This is a genomic window from Halanaerobium sp. DL-01, from assembly GCF_003338615.1.
GTDB lineage: Bacteria > Bacillota > Halanaerobiia > Halanaerobiales > Halanaerobiaceae > QPJE01.
The window spans coordinates 65,488-84,288 of sequence record NZ_QPJN01000001.1 but is presented as its reverse complement, the minus strand read 5'-3'; the positions used below and the strand labels follow the sequence as shown (position 1 = coordinate 84,288).

The window sequence follows — 18,801 nt, the reverse complement described above, 5'->3', positions numbered from 1 at the left end:
CTATCATATTTTATTCTATTTATTCTACACTATTTAATATAATTCAATATATATTTTAAAATTCCTTTTTTAAAAGACCACTTTTTTCTAATCCAGAAAAATTATTCTGTCTTAAAGCCTCATATATAATTATAGATACTGAATTAGCCAAATTTAATGACCGCAGATTCTGCTTCATCGGTATTCTAATACATTTATTTAAGTTGTTTTTAAGAAGTTTGTTATCAAGACCGGCAGTTTCTTTACCAAAAAGAAAAAAATCATCTTTTTTATATTTAAACTCATGATATGATTTTGGAGCTTTCGTCGTAACAAAGAAAAAACGGCCTCCCTGATTTTTTTCAAAAAAATCATCCAGATTATCATAATATGTTATATCCAGCTTATCCCAGTAATCCAATCCAGCTCTTTTTAAATATTTATCAGAAGTTGAAAATCCAAGCGGACGAATCAAATGCAGAGATGCACCGGTCACAGCACATGTGCGGGCAATATTTCCAGTATTTTGTGGTATCTCAGGCTCTACTAATACAACATTCACTATTATCAACCTCTCTTAATATTATAAGCTAAATTTTAAAATTTAAAAATTTTGTTAATGATAAAAATCCCCCCTCTGGCAGCATTAAAGCTAATTTTAGGGGAACTATTTATATTCCTAAACTTCTATAACCATTCCATCATAAGCTGGTTCTATATAATCAGGTAGATAATCATTTAATTTTTCATGATCTAACTGATGAGAAATATGAGTTAAATATCCTTTTTTTATATTTAGCTCATTTATTAAATCAACGGCTTCATCAACTGAAAAATGAGTGGGATGTTTTGAATACCGCAGTGAGTCAACTGCTATATAATCTACTCCAGTCAACAGTTTTTTTGTCTGATCAGGAATGCTACTGCAGTCAGTAATATATGCAAATTTCTTAATTCTGTAACCTAAAATCAAATTTTTACCGTGATAAATAGGAAGCGGAATAATATTTTCTCCATAAATTTTTAACTCTTTTTTTATCTCAATTAATTCTACCTGTGGTATTCCACCACCATGATTTTCTTTAGAAAATATATATGGAAAAATTCTTTTCAAACTTTCTAATGTTTTTTTATCAGAATAAACCGGCATTTCATGGCCTAACTGCCAGTTTAAAGCTCTTATATCATCAAACCCCATAATATGATCTGCATGTGCATGTGTAATCAGTACTGCATCTACATGCTGAATATTGTTCATTATTAACTCCAACCGCATTTCCGGTGGTGTATCAATCAGCAGATTAGTATTTTTAGTTTTTATATGAATTGATGTTCTATTTCTTTTGTTTTTGGGATTTTTTGATTTACATACCTTACAGCTGCATCCAATAACAGGTACTCCATGTGAAGTACCTGTACCTAAAAATGAAATACGCAAATGAACCTCTCCCTTCAATAGAATTTTATCTCAGGAAAGGTTTATTGTCAAACACCTAAAATATGAATTTGTAAAAGATATTAATTGCTTTCCGCCGCTGAAATTAGGCCTTTTTCTCTTAAAAAATTTGCCAGCCTCTTATAGACAAAGATAGTTATACCTGAATTAAGAAAAGCTTTTGTTAAATTAAAAGGAAGAATTCCAGGCAGCATCATATTTATTACCTGTTCTCTGGGAATACCATAAAAAATAGGATTTAATAATATATTAGCTCCTGCCATAACAGCAGTCATACTTATAGAGCCCATAATAAGTCCAATAACAGCACCTTTTTTGGTGTGATTAATATGGTATATATAGCCAGCTACACCCACAAAAACACCTGTAGCTAGGAAATGCATAAATGCTCCAAATGGACCTCCCAGACCTGTAAATACAGCCATTAAAACTGAAAGCAAGAAAGTTGCTCCAAGTGCATGTAGTGGACCATATAAAAAAGCAATAATCAATATTGGAATATCACCTGGTTCATAAATAAGAAATGGCAGAAAAAGTGGAAACCTTACTGTCAGCATCATCACTAATGAAAATGCTGATAATACAGCGATATTTGTTATTTTTTTTGTAGCCATGTTTAATACTCCTTTTTATTATTTTTATCTTCCGGGAAAAAAATAATCCCTGGTTTAACTCCAGGGAAATTTTTTTAAATTATCTTCTCTCATCCGGACTTTACCGTCGGTACTGGAATTTCACCAGTTCAGCATATGCTCGTGGACTATCACCACCGGTCTGGAATTGGTTTTCACCTCACCAAACCCTGAAGATATTATTTTCTTTTAAATAATTATACATTATCTTAAAATAAATTTCAAGTGTTTTCATTTAATCACTTTTCGAAAATTTTCTTATTTCAGTTTCTGGATAAAAGTGATTTATTATTTCCCGATAACTCCATCCCTCTGCTGCCATACCAGCTGCTGCAGACTGGTCAAAGCCTAAATTATGTCCCCATCCAGCTCCATATATATTAACACTTAAAAATTCTCCCGAATTGGAGTATATGGGCTCCAAAATAATCCTGCTGTTTCTAATACCAGCAAATACTCTTCTTATCTGATAACCTGAATATATTTTCTCTTCAGAATCTCCAATTATCTTCAATTTAGTAACAGTTCCACCAGAAGCTCTGTCTGTTATAGATATTTTATTAATATTTTGTAATTTACTACTGTATTCAAGTACCTCTTTACTAATATTCAGCTGCCATCTGTATCTATTGCCGCCGTATTTTTTAGAATATGATTCAGGCTCAGTAACTATCCACTTCTTCAACTCGTATGGAGAAAGAGGAAAACTGTAACTTTCATCTATCATCTGATTTGCCCCTCTAAGATAAGGTAAATCACTCTGCCAGATTTCATCACTTCTCTCCGTAAAACCACCGCTATTGCTGCTGAAAACAGCTTCTATTATATTATCTTTATAATAAGCAGTTTCCCCTTGTGTAAATAGTACAGCCTCTGTTGTATTGGGGTGTTCGCTTTTTACACCATTATATGTCGCGCAGTGAACTGTTGAACACAAATCATAACCATCATCCTTATGTCTTCCTAAATTAGAAAGAGTATAGCTTCTGGCTGCAATTGCCTGTGCTTTCAAGGCCTCATCAGGCCAGGAAGCATAAATTTCAGAAGGTACTACAGATATTAAATATGATGTTAAATCTATATTGTTTATGATAGTAAATTGAGAACCATCTCCTTTTATAAGGAGATCACCTCTATACTGACGACTTTCTCTTCCCTGCCAGAAATATCCCTCTCCATAATTTAAGTTAAATATATAAAAAGAAGAATATTCTTCATTTGAAATTTCGTAATTACCTTCTACCTCACCTAGTTTTGTCCTTCCAGTTTTATACTCTATATAAAGATTTCCTGTGTCAATATTTAATATATAGTTTTCCATTTTTTCTCCATTAAAAAGGACTGTACTGTTTTTTATTATTTTAAAATCAGATTTAGATTGAAAAACTAAATTTTTATTATTTTCCTGCAGACCTACTTTTATTTTTTTTGATTTTTCTTCAAAAGAAATTTTACTGAGTTCAGTCCAATCTGCCTTTAAGTTGAAGGGATTTATTTTTTCTGGTGTTTCTTTTTCCCCTTCTATTCTTAAAGAAGGATATTTATCCTTATAATAATTTATTTTTTCCAGGGCCAGCCCCTTAAACCAACCATAAGCAAAGGCTTTCTGCCAATGATTATAAGCTTTAATTTCTTCATCAGCTTTTTCCAATAATAATGCCATATCTTTAAAGAGAAATGTTTTGCTTTTATCATTTTCATATGCTTGATACAAATTTTGATAAGCAGCATAATAATTATTTTTTAGTTCATCTAAAGCAGATTTAAGGATAAAAACTCTGCTGTCACTGAATGAATATTCTTCGGCTTTAATAAGATAATTTTCGGCTTTATCTATATTTTCTTTTTCTATATTTAAAGCAGTCAGCAGAAAATATTTTTTAAACAAAAATTCTTCTAAGCCTAGTTTTTTATCGGCCACCTTGTTTTCAAGCAGAAAAATGGCTGTATCAAGTTTTCCTATCTGATAATAATTTACTGCTAAATCAAGAAAATCACGGCTTTCTCCACTCAAAATTGCAGTTTTTAGAAGAGACATATTTTCTTTTTTTACCTCACCTAAATCTGCATAAACAGCAGATAAATCTCTGCGATATTTTACTTCATATGGTTTTTTAGTAATAAGATCTATATATATATCTTCAGCTGCAGAGTATTCGCCATTATAAAATTTTCTTTTTGCACTGGAAAGAGCAATTTTAGATAAATTGTCATTTGCAATTATAATACCAGCATCCAAATCTGTACCCGGATAATTATAAACACAAAAATCTCCCAGTACGAAAAACAAACCAAAAAGCAGTGCCGATATAATAATCACTCCAAATATTTTATTCATAACCTTTCTCCCACATTAAAGCAATTCACTGGCAATTCTGGCAAGTTCAGATCTTTCACCCTGTTTTAACATAACATGTCCGGCAATTTTTTCTTTATGAAATTTATGTGCAAGATAATTTAAACCATTTTTATGAAGATTCAAATATGGATTATCGATTTGAAATGGATCACCAGTAAACACTATTTTTGTATTTACTCCGGCTCTTGTCACTATTGTCTTAACCTCATGTAGAGATAAATTTTGTGCCTCATCAACAATTAAAAACTGATCAGGAACAGATCTTCCTCGAATATAGGTTAAAGCTTCTATCTGAATCAAACCGGAGTTTAAAAGCTTTTGATATATATATTTATCACTTTTATTTCTGTGAACTATAAAATCTAAATTGTCAAATATAGGCTGCATCCATGGTGAAAGTTTTTCTTCTTTTTCTCCAGGAAGATATCCCAGATCTTTTCCCATGGGCATAATAGGCCGGGCCACAAGTAGTTTGCTGTATTTGTTTTCATCAACTACCTTACTTAAACCAGCTGCAACTGCAAGCAGAGTTTTACCTGTTCCTGCTTTTCCTGATAAAGTAACCAGTTTTATATCATCATTTAACAAAAGCTCAACAGCCAGCTGCTGTTCTCTGTTTCGGGGACTAATTTTAGCAGGAGTACTTCTATTATATTTTAGCTTTTTTAATTTAGTTCCATTATAACAGGCCAGAGCAGTTTTTTTGTTCTGATCTGAAGCTGTAAGCTGTAGAAATTCATTTGGAAACATATCCAGCTTTTCATCCAAATTTAAGTCTTCCAGACTAATTTCTTCTTCAGAATAAAACTTATCAATTACTGAAGAAAGAACCTGAATTTCTTTAAAACCAGTATAAATTTGTTCATCTGATAGCTTTGTTGAGCTGTGCTCTTCAGCTTTTAGACCAAACGCATCAGCAATTAATCTTAAGTTTATATCATCTGAAATTAATACCACCTTCAGATCAGGATTATCTTCCTGTATATGCAGTGCTGTGGAAATAATTCTATTATCCATTTTGCTGGCACTTAACCCTTTAGGGATGCGCAGATCTTTTCCATTTATAACTATACGTAAAATCCCACCTTCTTTTAATTTAACACCTTTATCAAGTCTTCCCTCTGTTCTAATCTCTTCTAGCAGTCGGGAAGTTTCTCTGGCATTATAGCCGAGAACTGAATTATTGCTTTTTAAATTATCTATTTCTTCCACAACAGCCAGTGGTATAATTATATCATTATCTTCAAAAGAAAATAATGCTCGCGGATTATTTAATAGTACATTTGTATCTAACACAAATATTTTTTTCATATTATCCCCTTCTCTGATTCATATTTACCAAAGCGTAAGTCCTGTCTCCTTATCAAATTCTCTCACAAGAGCTTCACCCTCAAGTTCCTGAATATATAATTCAGCGGCAAAAATTTTAGTTCCTTCTGCAAGATGACCTCCAAAAGTGTTTCCCTTATCATCAGCAAATAAAATATGAGCATGTACCATTGGTTCGCCATCTTTTATTGACACATTACCACTAACATTAAGTATCTCAAATTCTCCCTTTCTGGTAATGAACTCATATTCTTCTTTCTGCATATCATAATAGCCAAAAACGGCTTTAGTGGCGGCTCCTATCACATTAATAAAACCTGTTTCAATATTTTTTTCCTTAACAAATGCAGTTATTTCTTTGAGAAGATCATCACCTTTTTGAAGTCTCCCTAAAAAAACCTTTTTTACACTGTATTGTTTCATAATTATTCTCCTTTTTTATTTTTATAGTATTTACATAAATGACTTAAAAAACAGTTTTCACAGTCTGGATTTTGAGCTTTACACACAGCACGTCCATGATTAATAAGCCAGTGGTGGAGATCAATCCAGTATTTTTTGTCTACTTTTTTAGTCAGCTTTTCTTCAGTTTTTTGCACATTTTTCCCATCAGCAAGTCCCAGCCTGGCTGAAACTCTAAAAACATGTGTATCCACAGGAAAGGCAGGTTTATTAAAAGCATTGGCCAGCACAACATTGGCAGTTTTTCTGCCGACTCCGGAAAGTTTTACCAGTTCTTTTCTTTCTTCTGGTACCTTTCCATCATAATTTTTTAAAATCATTTCACTGGTTTTGACAATAAATTTCGCTTTATTTCGGAACAATCCTATACTCTTTATTTTCTCTTCCAGCTCTTTAGGGTCCATTTCTGCAAAATCTTCTGGTCGGGAGTGAGTTTTAAAAAGTTCTTTTGTAACCTTATTTACTTGAACATCTGTTGTCTGAGCTGACAATATAGTAGCAATAAGAAGTTCAAAGGGTGTGGAAAAATTTAATGCTGTAGTTGGATTTGGATAATTTAGTGAAAGAAGATTAACAATTTCTTTTGTTTTTTTCTCCAATTATGTGTTTCCCCCTTTTATTGTTGGACTTATCGTTAAAAAAATGATAACATATTATCTAAAATAAAAGCAAGTAGATAATAGCACACGGGAGGTAAAAAATGCACAATAAACTTGGTATAGATATAGACGGTGTACTGACTGAAGAAGGTCCGAAAAACAACAGTATCTGGCAGCAGAAAATGACTGAATTTTTTGGTCGAAATATAAACTTGCGCAAAAATACTTATAATCTTGCTGAGGCTTTTGGTTTAAATACTGAAGAATTAAATCTTTTTTTAAAAAAAGAGCTGGAAAATATTTATAGACAAGCAACCCCAGCAGAAGGTGCTAAAGAAACTTTAGAAGAATTAAAAGAAAGAGATTTTACACTTATATTGATTACTGCTAGACACAGTAAATACAATACTTTAACCAAAAATTGGCTTAAAAAATATGATATACCCTATGACAAACTTTACCATGAAGACAACAAAGCCCCTCTGGCTGAAAAACTAAAATTAAAGCTATTTATTGAAGATAATAAATTTAATGCTCTAGCAATTTCTAAAAAAAATATCCCTGTTATTCTGGTCAGCAAATATCACAATAAAGATATTGAAAAAAATAATCTCATATACAGAGCTGACAGCTGGCAGGATATAAAAAGGCAGCTGTATACAATTTTATCTGAACACACTGCCACCAATAAATTCTCTTAAAATAGATGTCAGCGGTATTTCATTATCCGGAATTGCTTTAAAACTGCCCAATATTTTCAGGAGCCGCTGTGCCTGAAAGTAATTTTTATCTGTTCTATCAATCTGTTTCAGCAGTGGCTCTACATAATTTTTTAATACTGACAGCTCATATATTAAAGCAGAGTTAAACATTACATCAGCATTTTCCTGAAAAGGAAAGATATTTTTTTCTTCACCCTTTCTTACAGATGTCCATAATTCTAAAGTGCCGGAAGCAGTTTGGCCTCTGTACTGATTATCTCTGACAATTCTTCTTATTAAACGCGTATCTGTAGTAGGTATTCTATTATGACAGTCTATATTTATCTGTGTTAAAGCACTTACATAAATCTTAAATTTTAGATCCTGGGGAATAGTTTCAGTCATCCTGTCATTAAGACCGTGTATCCCTTCTATTAAAATCGGCTGGTCTTCTTTTAAAAACAAAAACTTCCCACTTTTTTCTCTAATACCTTTCTCAAAATTAAACACAGGAAGTTCTATCTTTTTGCCTTGGATAAGCTGTAGAAGATGATTATTAAATAATTCAAGATCAATAGCATTTATAGATTCAAAATTATAACTTCCATCTTTATGACGAGGAGTTTCATCTCTATTGACAAAATAATCATCAACAGATATTTGTACAGGCCTTAATCCATTTATTCTAAGCTGTGTTGAAAGTCTGTGTGTAAAAGTTGTTTTTCCAGAAGCTGAAGGACCTGCAATTAAAATAATTTTATTCCTCGGCATACCCCCTTTAATCTGATCAGCAATTTTTGCTATATTCTTTTCATGCAGTCCTTCTGCTATCCTTATTAGCTCACCATATTCTTTATCTGCTACAACCTGATTTAAATCAACAACATTATTAACATCTAAAATTTCTCCAAGTTTCTCGTACTCCAAATAAACTTTTGCCAGTTTTGGCTGTTCTTTAAAAGGTGGTACAATCTTTTCTTCAAAAAATTTAGGAAATAAAAGGATAAACCCAGGTATACGCAGGTGCAGATCAAATTCATTTAAATATCCTGTTGAAGGCACCATATTATAATAAAAATAATCATAATATCCATCTAATTCATAAACTTTATACAGGTCTTTACCTCTCTCTTTTATAAGTTTTTTTCGAAAATCGCAGTTCTGATTTTCATATATTTTCAAAAGTTCTGCCTGAGAAAATTCTTTTTTAATAATTTTTAAATCTGCTTCAATAATTTCTTTCATCTTACTTTTAATATCATATATATCTTTTTTGCTTATATTTTTTTCTTTTTTTAGTTCACAGTATATACCATTGCTCAGAGAAATTTCAATGTTTAAAATAGCTTCTGGAAACAGCTCATATACTGCTTTTGCCAGAACTAAAAAAAGACTTCTCCTGTAAATTCGATTTCCAAGCTCAGAATTTATAAAAATAGGAGTTATCTCTGTATCATCAGTTATTATTTCATTTAAATCATAAACCTGATTAGCTATAACTGCCGCCATAACATTTTTCTTTTTTTTAACTGAGCTATTTTCTATAATATTTTCTACTGTAACCGGTGAATAAAACTCCAAAGTTTCATCACACATTTTTATTTCCATCAAAAATATTCCTCCCTGTATTTCATATACTGCTGAATTTATTACTACTCAATTTTTAAAGCAGATATAATATAAACAAATTCCCTTTAAAAATGTCTAAAGTTTGATCTGCTGAAAATCTAATAATTATCATTTAACAGCCGTTTTATTTCGGCTTTTACCACTTTGCTGTCTTCTATATACAGAAGTTCTTCTAAAATTTTATATGCCTTGCTTTCATTAATTTCCATTAGTGCCCAGACTGCATAAAATCTAATTATCGGTGATCTGTCTTCCAATTTATTTTTTATTATAGTAAAATATTTTTCAGCTCTTGAATTAGCAGCGGCTATAATTGCATTACGCTGTAAAATACGGAAACCCCGCCAGGATAAAGCCATTTCCTTTAATTCTAAAGGAGGATGTTTCCTATCAATATTTATAAAATATTCAATAACAAATAATTTATCCAGTTTTAATTCTGGATGTCTACTATGTTTAACATTTTTATTATAAGGACATACTTCCTGACATACATCACATCCCCATATATTTTTGCCAATTATTTTTCTTTCTTTTAAAGTTAAAATACCTCTCTTTTGAGTCAGATAGCTTATACATCTACTGAAATCAGTCAGATAAGGTTTTATTATAGCTTCTGCTGGACAGCTGTCTATACACTTTCTGCAGCTTCCACAGTCTATATTTAATTTTTTGTCCGGTTCTATTTTTAAATTTAGCATTATTTCAGCCAAAAATATAAATGAACCATATTCTGGATTAATGATAAAAGAATTTTTTCCGGTAAAACCGACTCCTGCATTTCTGGCAAGAGCTCTTTCCATAAAAGGAGCTGTATCAACAAATTTTTGAAATTTAAATGGTTTTTCAGCTTCTTTCTGCAGCATTTTAATTAAATTTTCCAACATATTGTAAATATATATGTGATAGTCATTTTTCCCAATATATTTTGATAAATAGGGATTATTGTCTGCTTTTTGCTGATAGGATACTGCAAGTACAACGGCAGTTTCTGCATCGGAAAATATTTGTTTAATATCACAAACTTTGTTAATATCTTTATTAAAAAAAGGAGAAGGCCAATATCCACGTTTTTCCCTTTTCTTTAGTATATTTTTTTCGACAGCAAATTCAATTTTATCTGTAATTCTGCATATATCAAAACCTGCTTTTTTGGCAAGTTCCTTAATTTTAGATTTTTTGAGCATAAAAATACTTCCCTTAATTTAAACTGCCTTTTATTTATAGCCATAATATAAAATTATAAAATTTAAAGTGCATAAGATCAATCCTGTTTATTTTTTACAATTGATTCCACCATAAGATCTTCGTTAAACAATATATCCGCATATCCATATAATTCTTCTATTTTTATTTCATCAATAATTTTCATAAGAGAGAATATGTCAATACCAAGCCTTCTATAATTTATAAATTCCGCCGCAAGGCTGCTGAAATTATTAAACATTTTTATATAATTTCCCAGATATTTTTTCTTTATTCTCATAAAGCCTTCATGTATTTCTGACTTTTCTATCTCCTTTAAAGATTCAAGAATAGCTGAAATCATTCTGCCCGTTTCTCTGCTCTCACCATATAAGTGTATATATCCATAATCTTCTTTGCGAATATATGTACTAGAAAAACTGCTGTCTATTATTCCTTTTTCATAAAATTTATTATATCTCACACTGCTTCGAGAAAATAAAATGTCCAGCAGTATATTAACAGCATATTCTTTTTTAATAATTTCTTTTGGAGTAGAAGGAGTTTCTATGTCTTTAAAAGCAATTTGTACAAGGGGACGAGAAATATTCATTTCTTCTTCTACATGTTTTTTATTTACAGTTTTGCTTTCTTCTGGAATAACTTTTACTGGGGTTTTAATATCTGAAAATGATTTCTGCAGTTGATTTTCTTTAACAAGATTTATTATTTTTTCTTCATTAAGATCACCAATTAAAATAAGATCCATATTTGCCGGCTGATAAAAGTTCTTATGACATAAATAAAGATCTTCTGGAGATATACTGCTGACACTTTCAACAGTTCCAGCAATATCATTTTTAACCGGGTGAGTGCTGTAAAGTCCGGAAAGCAAATTAAATAATGAACGCCAGTAGGGGTCATCCTGATACATCTTTATTTCCTGAATAATTATACCTTTTTCTTTATTTACACTTTTATCTGTAAAATAAGGTGTCTGTACAAAATTTAGTAAATTGATTAAAGCTTTATTGAAGTTCTCTGTGCTGGAAAAAAGATAATTTGTACTGTTAAAACTGGTATATGCATTGGCAGAAGCTCCTAAGTCAGCAAATTTATCAAAAATGCTGGCTTCCTTATCTTCAAAAAGTTGATGCTCCAAAAAATGTGCAATCCCTTCCGGAGTGCGAACTTTTTCACCTGTTTCTACATCTATAAATTCAATATCATTGGAACCATAATCTACTGAAACCATTGCATACTGTTTTGTAAATCCTTTTTTATTGAATATATATATATGAAGTCCATTATCTAATTTTTCCTTTATTAAAATTTCTTTCATCTTTTTATCATATACTTTTTCCAAACTGATCATTCCTCACTTCTTAAAAAATATACTGTATCTAATTTAATTTTTTCTGCTGTACTCATTATATCATTTCTACCAACTTTTTTAATATTATTTATTTCAGATATTATTGATTCTGGTTTATCATTAATTACACTCAGCAAATAGTGTGCTGCTAATGATTTGCTGCTGTCAAGATCCTGTTTTAATCGATTAATAATACTTTTTTTAGCCCATTGAAATTCTCTATCAGTAAAATCACCTGCTACAACTGCAGCAATCTGTTCTTTAATTAATTTTAAGACCTCCACATAGTTGTCAGGGTTTATTCCACTGCTTACCATCATAAGACCTTTGGTTGATTCAATAAAGGAATTAATATAATATGCCAGAGAACGTTTTTCCCTTACTTCCTGAAACAATTTGGACTGAGAAAAACCTCCCAGCAGGCTGTTGACAACTAAGAGAGCATAATATTCTTCCATATCCCTTGTAATTCCGGTTCTGAATCCGGCTGTTAGTTTAGCCTGATTTACTGACATTTCTTCAGTAATATACTGTACTTCTCTTTCCGGTACAGTCTTATCAGTAAAATTATCTATAATATCATCTGTAGAAGGCAGTTTTATTTCATCAAAAACATTACTAATAAAAGATTTTTTAAAGTCTCCTACCATAAAAACACTGCTTCTGGCACTGCTTTTTATTTTTTTATATTGATTGTAAAGTTCTTCACAGCTGTTTTCTTTAAGAGATTTAACATCTCCAAGCTTATATATTCCATATTTTTCATCTTTACACATGTTTTGAAAACATTTTTCTACAGCATAATTGTATTTATCATTGATCAAACTATTAATATTTTCTATTTGATTTTTCTTTTCCTGCAGGTAATATTTTTCAACAAATTTTTTTTCTTCAAGAAGAGGATTAAAAATCAAGTCACTCAAAAGCTCAAAACTTTTTCGGCTTAAATTAATATTTTCATCCAGATAGTTTTCATTAACATATTCCAGTGAAAATCTCAGCAGCTGATTTTCTCCCCGTTTTAATACAGAAAAAGAAATACCAGCTCCATAAAGTTTTTCCAGCTCAGTTTTTATTATTCGACTTTCTGGAAATCTATTTGAGCCTCTTATTAATACTGCCGGTATTAATGCATTCATGGCTGCCTCTGACCATGATGTCAGAGGCAGCATAAAATATATTTGAATTAGATTAGTTTTAAATTTATCAGTTGCAAGATAGTGAATACTGTATTTGCTTTTTATTTTTTCGAATTTAAAATTATCCATAATGTATTATTACTCTCCTGTCTCAATCAATTGATTTAATATCTGTCCTAATTGATCTATCAGTTTACCATATTCGGAAAAATTTCCTTCTCTAAGTGCATTTTGAGCCTCATTAAATAATCTGTTTGCTTCAGCAGCAAGTGATTCTACACTGTTTATTACAGCAGATTCATCTTCCTGTAGTTTATCTTCTGCTGCAGGTTCTTCTCCTGGCCCAACTATTTTTGGCTCATCTTCATCAAATAGAGCTCTAAATGCAGCTCCTAGAGACTCCCGCATAACAATATCATTTTTATATGCAGCTACAATTCTCTTTAACTCCGGCAGCCGGCTCGTTTCAGCCTGCAGGTATATTGGTTCTACATACAATATATTATGATCTATTGGAATAACTAAAAGGTTTCCTCTAATCACCTGAGACCCTCTTTGACTCCACAGAGTAAGCAGCTGTGAAATTCCTGATTCCTGATCTATTCTGGACTCTATCTGAGTGGGTCCATATATTAGATTATCTTTAGGAAATTTATATACTAGAATATCCCCATATCTATCACCATCAGATCGAGCTGCCATCCAGGACACCATATTATTTTTATTGGCAGGTGTAAATGGTGACATTAATATAAATTCGGAATCTTCTTCTCCAGGCAGGTTATTTATAATATAATATGGATCAACTTTTACTGCTGTATTGGAATATGTTTCCTTTGGTATATTCCATACATCCTCTTTATTATAAAACACAACCGGATCCTTCATATGATAGGTTCCATATAATTCTGTTTGTATTTTAAAAAGATCCTTGGGATAGCGAAGATGTTTTCTTAATGAATCTGACATTTCTTCTCCAGGAGTAAAAAGATCATCAAATATCTTCATATAAGTCCTGGCTATCGGATCTTTTTCATCAATAACATAAAAATCCATGTCCCCATTATATGCATCTATAACAACTTTAACAGAATTTCTGATATAATTATCTCCCTTATTATAAGGTTGTGAATAAGGATAAGAATTAGTTGTTGTATAGGCATCATAAATCCAGAACAGACGCCCTTTATCTATGACCAGATATGGGTCACTATCATATTTTAAAAATGGGGCAGCTTTCTGAACTCTTTCTTTAATATTTCTGTAGTACATAATACGGCTGTCATTATTAATATCAGTCGAAAGAATTAGCTTCATATTTCTCAAACGCATTGCATAAATTGCTTTGCGGAGGAAGTTATTAATTTTGACACCACCACTGCCATCATAATTAATATATACGTTTTCTGAACCCATTGGATAATGAAATTCTGTTGATTCAGTATTGACAATTACATAATTATCTGTTTTTTCTCCATAATAAACTGCACTGTTATTCAGTTCAATATCTGCATCAATTTTGGGTGGAATATCTTTAATATAAAATTCTGGCAGCCCTTCAGGAGTTATTTTATTTACAGGACTCATAACAACTCCAAAGCCATGTGTATATTTTAGAGTTTTATTTACCCATGTTTGTGCCTCTGGAGATAATAAACTCTGATCCAGTTCTCTAGCTGCAAGCATTACCTGTCTGTATTCACTATTTATCTCATATCTATCTATATCTACATTAATAAATTTATAATACTGCCTCAACTCCTGTATCTGACTGTAGGTATCAAGCAGTGGCCTGTCGTCCCAAAGGCGTATATTGTTGATTGTTTCTGGATTCTCCATTAATTTGTCATAAGTTAGATCATTTTTAATTTCATAATCTTTTTCTTCTACATCATCAAGTCCATAAGCAGAAAGTGTCATATCAATATTATTTTTGATATATTTACTCTCCAAAGTAATTTCATTTGGTTCAACTCTAAACTGCTGCATAAAAGCAGGATAAAGGGAAGAAAAAATAATAGACACTGCAATCCAGGCGCCAATTCCCCAGATAACAAATTTATAATTATTTTTTATAAAACTAAAAACTACTGCTGCTGCAACAAAAAGTACTGTAAAAAAAAGTATTCTGTATGCCAAAAGATTTGCATTTACATCTGTATACCCGGCTCCAAAAACAACACCGCGAGGAGAAAATAATATATCATACATTTTAATTCTATAATCCCAGGCTTTAAAAAGCAGAAATACAAAAACCAGTATCGAAAGGTGCTTTTTCCCTCGACTACTCAGTTTGATTGATAAATCATTAAACGAATGAACTCCGGTAAAAATAAGGTATATAAACCCGGTAAAAATAAGGGATATAATTACCAACACCATTCCCATTTCTCTCACAAAACGTAAAAATGGAAGTGTGAACACATAAAAACCTATATCTTTAGAGAAAATTGGGTCTACTGTCTGAAATGAAGTTCTGTTTAAAAATTTCAGCACCATCTTCCAGCTTTCACTGCTTATAGAACTAAATAAAAATCCGAAAACAATACTGATCGTAAGATAAATAATATTTATTCTTTTTTTATTTAACCAGTTAAAAATATTACTTCTTTCTTCACCAAATAAAGTTTCCACCCGATTATCAGTTTTAATATTAATAAAATTAACAATTGGTTTTTTGGTAAAATGTAAATTTAAATAAATTACTGAGGCAAATATTACTCCAATAATTATACGCAAAATAAAGTTAGACATAAACATTATCATAAAAGTCTTTTCAAAATTAAGCTCTTTAAACCACAGCCAATCAGTAAAAATACTGGATCCTGCTGAAAGAACTATAAAAATTAAAATAAAAATCAAAATGGCTGCAAAAATAAAAAAACGAATAGATTTAGCCATATTTTTCCCCTTTCATAATTAAAGAATTTTTGAACTTAAAATTTGTCTGCAATCCAGGCTGATCTTTTATCCACTTCATGATAAATTCTCTCTACATCCAGTGTCTTTATTATTCTTTTTTCCATTAAAATTTCTCCATCTACAATTACTGTGTCAACCAGATTCCCATGTGAAGCATAAAATAAATTAGAAAGATTATTATGGTGAGGATAGGAAACAGAATCTTTTGTTATATCTACTAAAATCACATCTGCTGCACTTCCTTCTTTCAACATACCTAAATTTTCTAAATTTAATGCTTTGGCTCCATTTACAGTCAGCATTTTAAGCAGATCCCATATATCAGCTGCTGTTGGATCAGAAGTAGATACTTTCTGTAGATATGAAGCCAATCTTGCTTCTTCTATTATATCAAGATTGTTGTTGCTGGAAACACCATCTGTACCTATAGCTACATTTACACCAGAATTAATTAAATTTGTAACAGGAGCTATTCCACTTGCAAGTTTTGTATTGCTGGAAGGGTTGTGAGCCACAGAGATATTTTTTTCAGCCAATATTTCTATATCTCCTTCTTCTAAATTGACACAATGAGCTGCCAGCACAGGGTTCTCAAAAAGTCCAATTTCATTAAGATATTTAACTGGAGACATTCCTTTTTCTTTAATTGAATTTTCCAGCTCTGTTTTTGTTTCTGAAACATGAATATGAATTGTTAACTTTTTTTCATCTGCACATTTTTTAATCTTATTTAGATATTCTGTTGAACAGGTATATGGAGCATGTGGAGCAATAAGGGTTGTTATTCTTCCATTTGCAGCTCCCTGCCAGTTTTTTGCAAATTCACATGATCTTTTTAGGCCTTCTTCCCCATCGTTTTTTTCAATCAGTCCTTCTGCAAGAGCAGCCCTTATTCCACTTTTACCAACCAGTTCTGCCACTTTATCCATTTCAAAATACATATCTGTAAAAAGTGTTGTGCCTGTTTTTATCATTTCAACAATTGAAAGAGCTGAACCCCAGTAAATATCTTCTCTGTTTAGTTCAGCTTCAAATGGCCAAATTTTATCCTGCAGCCAATTTTCTAGAGGAAGATCATCTGCATATCCTCTCATGAGAGTCATACCTGTGTGTGTATGTGTATTTATAAATCCAGGAAGTGCAATCTTGCCCCGACCATCAATTACTCTGTCAAATATATCTTCTTTTGGACATTTTTCCATAGTATTTATTTCAGAAATATGGCTGTCAATAATTTCAATATAAGCATCCTTTATAATTTCATTTCTTTTACCCGAATAAATTTCATTTATATTTTTAATTAATATTCTCATAATACATTACCTCCATCGTATTTTTTAGAGTTTTTTATATGCTTTAATCAAATAATCAACTGCAGATATTATATTAAGAGGAATTACAATATAAAATAAAGCTAAATCGATCACATGAATATTAAGCAGTTTAACTGCAATAGCAACATAGAGTAAAAACATAGATGTTTTACCCAGCAAACTGGGATTGATAAAATTTTTCCCCATAAGATAAGCAATCCCGGAAGAAAAAAGTATAAATATCTCTCTAGAAAGAAGAATCACAGAAATAAATCTGGGAATTATATTCATTTTTACCAGAACAAGCAAAATACCTATAATGGTTAATTTATCTGCAAGTGGATCTAAAATTTTTCCTATTTTGGAAGTCATATTATATTTTCTGGCCAGATAACCGTCCAAAAAATCAGTCAGACCAGAAATAGCAAAAAAAAGACCTGATATAAAATATTCACCTTTAATAAAAAAGTAAAGAAATACAGGTATTAAAAATATTCTCATTATTGTTATATAATTTGGAATTGTAAACAATTGCACCACTCCAGATAAAAGATATAAGCTGGTCCTGGAAAAAGGACAGGCTTCAATATGATTATATAAGAATTAATTTATAATATATTAAACGTATTAATTATATTATACAGCAGTATCAATCTAAAATCCATGCACCTGTTCAATAAATTGTGATTTATTATAATAAGTCCACTTTTTGTAAGTACTTCTGCATCAACAATTTTTTGTTTTAAATAAGCCCTATCTACAATAAAAAATGAGGATTTTTAGACAGGGCTTTAAAAATTTGTTTTGATTTGTTATTAAAAATTAAAAAATTAATTTTTTTCTTTCATTGTTGTTAATTTTATTTAATTTCTGCCTCTTTTTTCGGGAACTTTCAAAATTTTGCACCTTCATCAAAATGTACATCCAGCTGTGGATAAGGAATACCAATTCCAGCAGCATCAAATGCATCTTTTACATCTTCGTGCATATCAAAATAAACATTCCAGTAATCTGCACCTTTAACCCACAGTTTACAGGCAATATTAATTGAACTTTTTGCATGTTCTGTAACTCTAATTAATGGTGCTGGATCATCTAAGACTAATTCGTGTTTATCAGCAAGGTCTTTTAATAATGAGATTGCTTCATGAAAATCATCATCATAACCTATACCAAAAGTCAGATCAACTCTTCTGGTTTCCATAGCAGAAAAATTAGTAATACTATTGTTGGAAATATTACTGTTTGGTATCATAACTTTTTTATTATCAAAAGTAGTAATTATTGTATATAAAATTTGAATTTCCTGTACTTTGCCTTTATATCCATCTACTTCAATTACATCACCAGCAGAAAAAGGTTTAAAAATTAACAGCAGAACACCACCAGCAAAATTAGATAAACTACCCTGCAGTGCAAAACCAACAGCAAATGAAGCTGCTCCTAATACTGCCACAAATGAAGTTACTGCTAAGCCTAAAGTAGATGCAATAGAAATTACCAGTAAAACCATCAATAATGATTTAACAATAGAAACCAAAAATCCAGTTAAAGTTCTTTCAAATCTGCTCTGCATAGATTTTTCTAACATCTTTGTGATGATTTTTATTGCCCATAATCCAACAATAAGTAATACTAAAGCAAGAACAACCTTCATCCCATAATTAACAGCTAAACTTGCCAATCCCCCCTGAATTTGATCCATTCAAAATCCTCCCAGT

At 31.1% G+C, this 18,801-nt stretch carries 16 protein-coding genes and 1 riboswitch; of the genes, 1 reads left to right on the top strand and 15 read right to left on the bottom strand.

From position 1 onward, the window contains the following. Nucleotides 1-55: 55 nt before the first annotated feature. The 7 genes from trmL to nth all read right to left on the bottom strand — a co-directional run bounded on the left by trmL (nucleotide 56) and on the right by nth (nucleotide 6,816). Nucleotides 56-547: a tRNA (uridine(34)/cytosine(34)/5-carboxymethylaminomethyluridine(34)-2'-O)-methyltransferase TrmL gene (gene trmL, locus DER71_RS00390; RefSeq protein WP_114457025.1), complete on the bottom strand. Its 492-nt coding sequence runs from the start codon at nucleotides 545-547 to the stop codon at nucleotides 56-58. Nucleotides 548-658: 111 nt separating this feature from the next. Beyond that, nucleotides 659-1,417 (bottom strand): MBL fold metallo-hydrolase, encoded by a 759-nt coding sequence (locus tag DER71_RS00385; protein WP_114474183.1) that lies wholly within the window; start codon nucleotides 1,415-1,417, stop codon nucleotides 659-661. Nucleotides 1,418-1,497: 80 nt separating this feature from the next. Further along, a complete protein-coding gene (locus tag DER71_RS00380; protein ID WP_114456914.1) occupies nucleotides 1,498-2,049 on the bottom strand; it encodes an ECF transporter S component in 552 nt (183 codons plus the stop codon). A gap of 77 nt (nucleotides 2,050-2,126) precedes the next feature. Next, nucleotides 2,127-2,249: riboswitch (FMN riboswitch) on the bottom strand. A 53-nt stretch (nucleotides 2,250-2,302) separates the two neighbouring features. Then, entirely contained in the window at nucleotides 2,303-4,405 is a 2,103-nt protein-coding gene (locus DER71_RS00375; protein WP_114474182.1) for a SpoIID/LytB domain-containing protein, read from the bottom strand. 15 nt (nucleotides 4,406-4,420) lie between these two features. Beyond that, nucleotides 4,421-5,737 carry a PhoH family protein gene (locus DER71_RS00370; protein WP_114456912.1) on the bottom strand — a complete coding sequence of 439 codons (1,317 nt, stop codon included), beginning with the start codon at nucleotides 5,735-5,737 and terminating at the stop codon, nucleotides 4,421-4,423. A 24-nt stretch (nucleotides 5,738-5,761) separates the two neighbouring features. After that, on the bottom strand, nucleotides 5,762-6,178 hold the full coding sequence (locus DER71_RS00365; protein WP_114456911.1) for a PPC domain-containing DNA-binding protein: 417 nt from the start codon (nucleotides 6,176-6,178) through the stop codon (nucleotides 5,762-5,764). 2 nt (nucleotides 6,179-6,180) lie between these two features. Next, nucleotides 6,181-6,816 (bottom strand): endonuclease III, encoded by a 636-nt coding sequence (gene nth, locus DER71_RS00360; protein ID WP_114456910.1) that lies wholly within the window; start codon nucleotides 6,814-6,816, stop codon nucleotides 6,181-6,183. Nucleotides 6,817-6,917: 101 nt separating this feature from the next. Here nth and DER71_RS00355 point away from each other — a divergent pair, with 101 nt between their 5' ends. Then, nucleotides 6,918-7,517, top strand: a complete 600-nt coding sequence (locus tag DER71_RS00355; protein ID WP_114456909.1) for a hypothetical protein — start codon at nucleotides 6,918-6,920, stop codon at nucleotides 7,515-7,517. Here the strand turns inward: DER71_RS00355 and DER71_RS00350 are convergent. From DER71_RS00350 to DER71_RS00315, 8 genes are all read right to left on the bottom strand, one after another. Continuing rightward, entirely contained in the window at nucleotides 7,482-9,125 is a 1,644-nt protein-coding gene (locus DER71_RS00350; protein WP_114474181.1) for a nucleoside kinase, read from the bottom strand. The two genes, DER71_RS00355 and DER71_RS00350, sit on opposite strands and share 36 nt — an antisense overlap. 119 nt (nucleotides 9,126-9,244) lie before the next feature. Continuing rightward, nucleotides 9,245-10,333: a tRNA epoxyqueuosine(34) reductase QueG gene (gene queG / locus DER71_RS00345; protein ID WP_114456907.1), complete on the bottom strand. Its 1,089-nt coding sequence runs from the start codon at nucleotides 10,331-10,333 to the stop codon at nucleotides 9,245-9,247. Nucleotides 10,334-10,410: 77 nt separating this feature from the next. Further along, a complete protein-coding gene (gene yfmH / locus DER71_RS00340; RefSeq protein WP_114457024.1) occupies nucleotides 10,411-11,697 on the bottom strand; it encodes an EF-P 5-aminopentanol modification-associated protein YfmH in 1,287 nt (428 codons plus the stop codon). Nucleotides 11,698-11,702: 5 nt separating this feature from the next. Further along, entirely contained in the window at nucleotides 11,703-12,974 is a 1,272-nt protein-coding gene (yfmF, locus tag DER71_RS00335; RefSeq protein WP_114474180.1) for an EF-P 5-aminopentanol modification-associated protein YfmF, read from the bottom strand. A gap of 9 nt (nucleotides 12,975-12,983) precedes the next feature. Further along, on the bottom strand, nucleotides 12,984-15,746 hold the full coding sequence (locus DER71_RS00330) for a UPF0182 family protein (RefSeq protein ID WP_114456905.1): 2,763 nt from the start codon (nucleotides 15,744-15,746) through the stop codon (nucleotides 12,984-12,986). 35 nt (nucleotides 15,747-15,781) lie between these two features. Beyond that, the gene (locus DER71_RS00325; protein WP_114456904.1) at nucleotides 15,782-17,080 is read right to left on the bottom strand and encodes an amidohydrolase; all 1,299 of its coding nucleotides are present in this window, start codon (nucleotides 17,078-17,080) and stop codon (nucleotides 15,782-15,784) included. A 24-nt stretch (nucleotides 17,081-17,104) separates the two neighbouring features. After that, a complete protein-coding gene (gene pgsA, locus DER71_RS00320) occupies nucleotides 17,105-17,617 on the bottom strand; it encodes a CDP-diacylglycerol--glycerol-3-phosphate 3-phosphatidyltransferase (protein WP_233486923.1) in 513 nt (170 codons plus the stop codon). A 355-nt stretch (nucleotides 17,618-17,972) separates the two neighbouring features. After that, entirely contained in the window at nucleotides 17,973-18,785 is an 813-nt protein-coding gene (locus DER71_RS00315; protein ID WP_114456902.1) for a mechanosensitive ion channel family protein, read from the bottom strand. Nucleotides 18,786-18,801: the final 16 nt, after the last annotated feature.